Origin of the sequence: Arcticibacter svalbardensis MN12-7 (assembly GCF_000403135.1) — a bacterium.
Classification (GTDB): domain Bacteria; phylum Bacteroidota; class Bacteroidia; order Sphingobacteriales; family Sphingobacteriaceae; genus Arcticibacter; species Arcticibacter svalbardensis.
Window position 1 is genome coordinate 1 of sequence record NZ_AQPN01000025.1, and the last position, 7245, is coordinate 7245.

The 7245-nt window shown below is 40.0% G+C and carries 5 protein-coding genes, 1 tRNA gene and 1 pseudogene; 6 read left to right on the forward strand and 1 reads right to left on the reverse strand.

Annotated features, from left to right (window positions below):
- Positions 1–27: 27 nt before the first annotated feature.
- Complete coding sequence (locus ADIARSV_RS03590; RefSeq protein WP_040298987.1) at positions 28–3054, reverse strand: glycosyltransferase family 117 protein; 3027 nt, start codon at positions 3052–3054, stop codon at positions 28–30.
- Between the two features lie 312 nt (positions 3055–3366).
- On the opposite strand from ADIARSV_RS03590, the gene ADIARSV_RS03595 reads away from it, so the two are divergent.
- The 6 genes and pseudogenes from ADIARSV_RS03595 to ADIARSV_RS03620 form a co-directional block, all read left to right on the forward strand.
- Positions 3367–3437: transfer RNA gene (locus ADIARSV_RS03595), tRNA-Gln, on the forward strand.
- A gap of 131 nt (positions 3438–3568) precedes the next feature.
- On the forward strand, positions 3569–4528 hold the full coding sequence (locus tag ADIARSV_RS03600) for a ribose-phosphate pyrophosphokinase (RefSeq protein ID WP_016194013.1): 960 nt from the start codon (positions 3569–3571) through the stop codon (positions 4526–4528).
- Positions 4529–4544: 16 nt separating this feature from the next.
- Entirely contained in the window at positions 4545–5126 is a 582-nt protein-coding gene (locus ADIARSV_RS03605) for a 50S ribosomal protein L25/general stress protein Ctc (RefSeq protein WP_016194014.1), read from the forward strand.
- 128 nt (positions 5127–5254) lie between these two features.
- Positions 5255–5824: an aminoacyl-tRNA hydrolase gene (pth, locus tag ADIARSV_RS03610; protein ID WP_016194015.1), complete on the forward strand. Its 570-nt coding sequence runs from the start codon at positions 5255–5257 to the stop codon at positions 5822–5824.
- Between the two features lie 3 nt (positions 5825–5827).
- On the forward strand, positions 5828–6175 hold the full coding sequence (locus ADIARSV_RS03615) for an ArsC family reductase (protein ID WP_016194016.1): 348 nt from the start codon (positions 5828–5830) through the stop codon (positions 6173–6175).
- An 84-nt stretch (positions 6176–6259) separates the two neighbouring features.
- Positions 6260–7245, forward strand: a pseudogene (locus ADIARSV_RS03620) (M1 family peptidase); the annotation flags it as partial.

Here is a 7245-nt window from a genome sequence, read left to right on the forward strand (position 1 = left end):
CTTTCTTGTTTATACCTATTCGTACTGCTAGTAATTTAATGAAAGTTTACTTTGCAGGTTTGTAAATTCCTTTTTAATTTCAGCATGAAGGGCTGTTTGTTTATTAGCCTCAGTAATTTTGAGCAATTCATTGTAAATGGATATCCCCAACTGGATATCGTTCATCGCGAACTTTTGCCTGCTACTTGACAATCCACCAAGGTATCCTAGTTCAGCCCCAATATAGTCACTGGTGCTTTTAACCAGTTTGTTTGCAGCCTTAGTTTCCCCTACTTTATAAAGCAGATCTGCTGTATAATACCGGTGAAGGATATAGTAAAACAAATAATTTTTATCAGGAACAACTTCAAGTGACTTGTTTATTACCTTCCTGGCTTCCGTAATACGACCTTGTTCATATAATTTGGTTGCCAGTGTATTGAAGCTTTTGATTACCGTTGCGATCATACGAGTCGTTTCAGGATCAAGGTAATGAGCGTTTTTCATGTTACCCCATACAAACTTATTGATCAGGTTATTATACATCTGATCGGTACTAATAAGTTCCTGTTCTTGTTTCGTAGAGTCAGGTGCAGCAGTTTTTAAAGGTAAAAGCCGGTAAGCAAAACCTTCATTGTAGAGGTATTTATCCAAACCGATATAATTGCTTGAAGGAACCGTAACTGCAAAATATACAGGACGTTTCCAGTCATTATGTGCAAGAATATCAATCATTGCCAACTCTGTTTTGGTTACATAATTTTTGTTGTAAGTCCATTGCATTGCAGGCGTAATGCTATCTTTAAGTGCTAAACTAACTGTTTTTGTAGCGAGTACCTGTGCCGGATCAATGGTGATCTTAAAGCTTTTAGTAGGAAGGATATTCTCTTTAGGACCATCCTGTTGAAGGGAAAATTTATCATTATCATTATCAGATGTCAGTACCTCAAAAAGGCTCTTCATCTCAATAGGGTCTGCTAATTTGTAATCGTAATACCTGATCACATCCCTTACTCCCTGAACAAACTTGTCATTAGGCATTGTAATTGGTAGCGGATCTGCCTGGTTAATCTTATCCTTCATCTGGCGGATATACCAATCCGTGCCCAGCAAACTTAAGTTTACTATACGCACATCGGGGCGAACACCCTCCACTTCCTGTACATACCACAGCGGATACGTATCGTTATCCCCATAAGTAAAGAGGATGGCGTTTGGAGCGCAGGATTGCAGATAATCAATTGCAAAGTCGCGGGTAGTGAATTTTTCTGAGCGGTCATGGTCATCCCATTCCTGTGAAGCCATTAATATTGGTGCTGCCAGTAGACCAATTACAGTGGCTCCAATCCCGGCAACCTTAGGGGATATGCGTTTGGACAACCAGCCGGCAATCGCTGCAACTCCCAGACCGATCCATATGGCGAAGGCATAAAAAGACCCTGCATACGCATAGTCACGCTCTCGTGGTTGGAGTGGATTTTGATTCAGATATAAAACAATAGCCATTCCTGTAAAGAAAAACAGTAAACCAACTACTCCTGCATCTTTTTGGTTGCGTTTGAAATGCCAGAAGGCACCAATTAATCCCAGTATAAGAGGAAGGAAAAAGAGTCTGTTATGCGCATTGTTTTCTGTAATGCTTGGTGGAAGGTTATCCTGAGAACCTAAAATTAAGGCATCTATTGGTTTTATTCCTGAGATCCAGTTTCCTGATGTATAGTTTCCTTGTCCCTGATCATCGTTCTGGCGACCTGCAAAGTTCCATAGGAAATAGCGGGCGTACATAAAACCAGTTTGGTAGGAGAATAGGAACCCAAGGTTATCTGCAAAAGTCGGTGACTCCGTTTCTCCCAGCTTCATCCAGTCGCGATAATAACCTACATGCTGAGGGTCATCACTGTACATCCTTGGAAGAAGGGTATTACGATCGTATTCAGTTGTAAACTTTCTGCCGGCAACTTCATACTTGTTGTCACCTTTCCTGTATATATTATCACCTTGTTCGTAATTAGTAACCTGCGAATCGAAATACTGTCCATATAATAAAGGACGATCTCCATATTGTTCCCTGTTCAGGTAACTTAAAAAGGCAAATGCATTATCAGGATCACTATTATTTAATGCTGGATTAGCTTTTGCACGTACAAGAATCATGGCGTAAGAGCTATAGCCCAACATAATAAAGGCAAAACATATTAAAGCCAGATTTAACAATGGTTTAACTTTCTTAATGGAATAGACGATTCCATAAACTGTTGCAGCTACCACTAATAAAGCAAATACAAATACACCACTTCCAAAGCCCATGCCCAATGTATTCACAAAGAACAAGTCGAAGTAAGCAGCAAACTTGACCAAATACTGGATAATGCCATACTGGATAATGGCCAGTATCACAATCCCTGCAAATAGAGAAAGGAGGGTGCCCTTACCTGTAGGTTGTTTAGATCGTTTGAAATAATATACCAATGCCATTGCTGGTATAACAAGCAGGTTAAGTAAATGCACGCCTATGGATAAGCCTATTACATAGGCAATAAATATAAGCCATCTATCTGCTCCAACTTCTTCGGCATGCGAATCCCATTTCAGGATAGCCCAAAATACAATAGCTGTACAAAGAGAGGACATGGCATAAACTTCAGACTCAACTGCAGAGAACCAAAAGGTATCTGAGAAAGCATAAGCAAGTGCACCTACAAGTCCTGATCCTATTATAGTAATCAGAGCAGCAGGTTTTAATTCTTCTCCCGCCTTATAGATCACCTTTTTAGCTAGCGCTGTGATGGTCCAGAATAGAAAGAGAATGGTTGCTCCACTTGATAGAGCCGATCCAACATTCATCCAATAAGCTACCTTGGTTACATCTGACCCGGCAAGGAGCGAAAATATCTTTTGAAGGATCAGAAATAATGGAGCACCGGGTTGGTGAACGATCTGTAGTTTATAAGCAGCAGCGATAAACTCACCGCAATCCCAAAAACTCGCTGTGGGCTCTGCGGTCATTATATAAGTCGCAGTTGCGATTATAAAACATAGCCAGCCGAAGAGGTTATTAATCTTATTATAATTCATATATTATACCAGTATCGATATCGAGCCCGAAATTAATGAATTGAATTTAATTACCAAGTTTTAGAATACGGGTTTAACACATTTTAGTGATCAATTTTGTGCAATAACTGCTATAGGTGTCTTATGAATGGAGCAGATTTCTGCTTAAACATATTTATTTTAAGCTTTTGTGTTTGATAAACAAGGAGTTAGTATGTCTTCGAAAGTCGATCGCAACCAATTAATTATTATTTGAAAAAATGTGTTGCATTAACAGGTTAATCCTCCTATATTTGCATTCCATTTAGAAGGAAAAACTAATAAATGGAAGATTGCCCGATAGTATAAAGGTAGTACAACGGTTTTTGGTATCGTTTGTCTAGGTTCGAATCCTGGTCGGGCAACAAACAATTCGGATTTTCTGATCGCTTGAAAAGTGTACATTCAATTCAAAGTTCGAATTTATGTTGCCATAAATAAAGGAGTTTGAGTTCTTTATTCAGTAATCATAAGATCCACTATCCGAAAGATTAACATGCCACTCAGATCCAATCCCGTTAAGTTATTCGCCGGCTCAGGCACTACAGCATTAGCTGCTAAAATAGCAGGTTCCTATGGAATAGAACTTGGTGATGTTGTTACATCGCGTTTCAGCGATGGAGAATTCCAACCTTCCTATAATGAATCTATTCGCGGATGTGATGTATTCGTTATTCAATCTACAAATCAGCCTTACGATAACCTGATGGAACTCTTACTGCTCATCGACGCAGCAAAAAGAGCTTCAGCACATTACATTACGGTAGTGATGCCGTACTTTGGAATGGCAAGGCAGGATCGTAAAGACAAACCACGCGTAGCGATTGGTGCCAAGCTGGTTGCTAATTTACTTACTGCTGCAGGAGCTCACCGTATTATGACCATGGATTTGCACGCTGCACAGATACAAGGATTTTTTGATATCCCTGTAGACCATCTGGATGCTTCCGTCATCTTTGTCCCTTATATAAAGAGCCTCAGTTTACCACATCTTACTATTGCTTCCCCTGATATGGGCGGTTCATACCGGGCACGTACATTCGCTAAATTCTTTAATGCGGAAGTAGTAATTTGTGATAAAAGACGTAAAAGAGCTAATGAAATTGAATCCATGTCCATTATTGGAGATGTAACCGGTCAGGATATCGTGCTGATGGACGACATTTGTGATACTGCAGGTACACTAGCCAAGGCAGCGGAATTGATTATGGAAAACGGTGCACGCAGCGTCAGAGCAGTATGTTCGCATCCTGTGCTTTCAGGTAAGGCTTACGAAACAATCGAAAATTCGGCCCTTACAGAGCTGATTGTTACCGATACAATTCCTTTAAAAAGACCATCTACTAAAATCAAGGTCCTTTCTACAGCAGATCTTTTTGCAAAAGCTATTTCAATAGTACATGAGCATGGATCTATAAGCGGACTATTCAGTGTAGAACAAAATTTGAATACCTAACAATAAATATATAAATATGAAAACTATCGCTATTAGCGGTTCCCTTAGAGGGAACGTAGGGAAACGCGACGCAAAGGAATTGCGTTACGAAGGTAAAGTGCCTGCAGTTCTTTATGGTGGAAAAGGCCAGACACATTTTTCGGTTTTGGCAAGTGACCTAAAACTTTTGATCTTCAGTTCAGATGTAAGTTTTGTTGGTCTTGAAGTTGACGGAGTAACTACTCAGGCAATCATTCAGGATACTCAATTCCATCCTTTAACTGATCAGGTCATACATATTGATTTCTTGGAGCTTCAGGTTGACAAACCTATTGTTATGCAGATCCCTGTACAATTAACAGGTACTTCTCCAGGTGTTAAAATGGGTGGTAAACTATTTCAGAAACTACGTAAACTACGTGTAAGAGCATTACCTGCAGATATGCCACAATACGTTCAGGTTAGTATCAATACCTTGGATGTTGGACATGCAGTACGTGTACGCGATTTAGACTTTAAGGGTTATGATGTAATCAATACTCCAGAAGATACTATCGTATCTGTAACTACTTCTCGTGCTTTAAGACAAGCAGAGCAGGATGCAGTAAAGGGTAAATAATATCTTTTGCATTCAGTAAAAATCATAAAAGAGGGGTTATCTGCAAAGATAACCCCTCTTTTTTTTGACCAGATACCCCCGAACGATACCTGGTTTCTTCATTTCCTCTTTTAATTTACATTTGTAGAATGAAATACCTTATTGTAGGTCTTGGAAATATCGGACAGGAGTATACAGATACTCGTCATAATATAGGGTTCATGATTGCAGACGCACTTGCTAAAAAAGCTAGCGTTAGTTTTACCAATCTTCGTTTAGCTTACTACACGGAATTTAGTCATAAAGGCAGAAAAGTGTATGTAATTAAACCGACCACCTATATGAACTTAAGTGGAAAAGCGCTTAACTATTGGATGAATGACCTCAAAATACCAATTGAAAATATTTTGATCCTTGTTGATGATCTCGCCATCCCATTTGGTAAGGTTAAAATTAAACCAAAGGGAAGTAATGCCGGACACAATGGACTTAAAAGTGTGGAGTCTGTTCTCGGTGGATCTAATTATGCGCGGCTTCGGTTTGGCATCTCAGATAATTTCCCTAAAGGGCGTCAGATTGACTATGTGTTGAGTGGTTTCGATGACGATGAGCGCCCCGCATTACCCGCATTAATCGATCGATCGGTAGAGATGATTGAAAGTTTTGTTACCGTTGGCCCGGAACTTACAATGACCCGTTTTAATAATAGCGACCTATAAAAAATGATACATATTTACGGAATTAAGAACTGTAACACAGTAAAAAAAGCACTCAACTGGCTCGATGAACGAAAGTTAAGCTATGAGTTTCATGACTTTAAAAAGGTTGGCGTTTCGGAAGAAAAGCTAGCCGCGTGGGCTAAGCAAGTAGGCTGGGAGGCCTTGGTCAATAAAAAAGGAACTACCTGGAGAACGGTAGATCCTGCAACGCAGCAGTCGGTTATTGATGCCTCTTCAGCCTTTCCGCTTTTGATGGAAAAGACCAGTCTGATTAAAAGGCCGGTTATTGAGCAGGGTGATACGGTGCTGTTAGGGTTCGATGAGGGCCGTTATGAAGAGTTGTTTCATTAAAACAGCTTAAACGTAAATATTCAGATCGTTTTTACGTTAACTATGCATGATCTTGACTATGATCATTGAATGTTATTTTCCTTTATGTATTCGATAAAAATTCTTTTCCTTTTTCTATCTCTTTCCTTCGTATCTCTTTATTCAATCGCTCAGCAAAGCGGTAACTCTTCCGGCAAGAACAATAAGAACACGGGTATTTATGATTATTCTGAAGCTTTTGCCGGGTCGATCTATGGGGCCTCAGGTAACGAAACTCGTTCGGCTTCTGGAAAACCCGGACATGCTTACTGGCAAAATCGTGCCGACTATAACATTCAGGTTGCGTTGAATGAAAAGTTAAAGACCATAACCGGTTCTGAAATAATTACCTATACCAATAATAGTCCCGATGATTTGGAATTTCTATGGCTTCAGCTCGATCAAAATCTATACAAAAAAGGTTCACGTGGTTTAGCAATTGTACCTCTTGGTGGAAGTAGAAGTGGAGTAAAGGGACAGGTGTTTGATGGTGGGTACAAGATAAAGTCGGCAAAGTTGCTGACCGATGACGGGAAGGAAATGGAGCTTAACTGCATGATTGATGATACACGCATGCAGCTTTTATTACCCGAAGCATTAAAATCTAAATCGAAGCTAAAACTTAAAATAGAGTTTTCTTTTATCATCCCGGAATATGGTTCCGATAGGATGGGAATCTTGGAAACCACCAATGGATCGATTTTTTCATTAGGGCAATGGTATCCACGACTATGTGTATATGATGATATTTCGGGCTGGAATACAATTCCTTATACAGGTCCGTCGGAATTTTATCTGGAATATGGCAATTTCGATGTTGCGATTACGGTGCCGGCTAATCATGTGGTGGCCTGTTCAGGACAATTGCTCAATCCGGACAAAGTTTTTACTGCCGATCAGCTTAAATTATGGAATGAAGCGGCGGAAAGTGAAAAGACGATCATGATCAGATCAGAAAAGGATGCCCGCAATGCCATTAAACCAACGGAAGAGACCCGTACCTGGGAGTTTAGGATGGAAAATGCAAGGGATGTAGCCTGGGCATCCTCATC

Excerpts from the sequence above, each read along its gene's own strand:
- ADIARSV_RS03590 (WP_040298987.1), bottom strand. The coding sequence starts at position 3,054 with ATGAATTATAATAAGATTAATAACCTCTTCGGCTGGCTATGTTTTATA.
- ADIARSV_RS03600 (WP_016194013.1), top strand. The coding sequence starts at position 3,569 with ATGCCACTCAGATCCAATCCCGTTAAGTTATTCGCCGGCTCAGGCACT.
- ADIARSV_RS03605 (WP_016194014.1), top strand. The coding sequence starts at position 4,545 with ATGAAAACTATCGCTATTAGCGGTTCCCTTAGAGGGAACGTAGGGAAA.
- pth (WP_016194015.1), top strand. The coding sequence starts at position 5,255 with ATGAAATACCTTATTGTAGGTCTTGGAAATATCGGACAGGAGTATACA.
- ADIARSV_RS03615 (WP_016194016.1), top strand. The coding sequence starts at position 5,828 with ATGATACATATTTACGGAATTAAGAACTGTAACACAGTAAAAAAAGCA.